At 56.1% G+C, this 478-nt stretch carries 1 rRNA gene; it reads left to right on the top strand.

Annotated elements, in window-relative coordinates:
- Positions 1-316 precede the first annotated feature (316 nt).
- Positions 317-478: ribosomal RNA gene (locus ACTNDJ_RS08975) — 23S ribosomal RNA — on the top strand; the annotation flags it as partial.

Raw genomic sequence — 478 nt, 5'->3', positions numbered from 1 at the left:
CGTCCCCGCAGCACCCGGTCCCCGGGGTCGCACCCGCGTACCTTGAGAGCCGCATAGCGATAGGAGAGAGATGGAAGAGTATCCTCTTCCAGACTCGATTCTTTTCTGCGATTAAATCAAGAATGATAGCAATCATTCATCCGATCCAAACAAGAGGAATTCACTTAATTATGAGTGAGGAGCATCTGATCGCGAGCACAGTGGAACACGCTGTGCCGCGGTATGAGATACCCGAATTGCGACATGAGAGCGCTATTCATGATATCGATTAATCTATATTAGCGACACGTGGATATCCCGCGGGCCCGGAGCGGTCCCGCAAGATACCACGGGCGCACGGCGGATGCCTTGGCACAGGGAGCCGATGAAGGACGCGGCAAGCTGCGATAATCCCCGGCGAGGAGCACACATCCTTCGACCCGGGGGTCTCCGAATGGGCGAACCCATCCGTAGAGGTACGGATATCCCCCCGCTGAAC

Source organism: Collinsella sp. HCP3S3_D1 (assembly GCF_052064015.1).
GTDB lineage: Bacteria > Actinomycetota > Coriobacteriia > Coriobacteriales > Coriobacteriaceae > Collinsella.
This window is presented reverse-complemented; position numbering and strand designations above follow the sequence as displayed.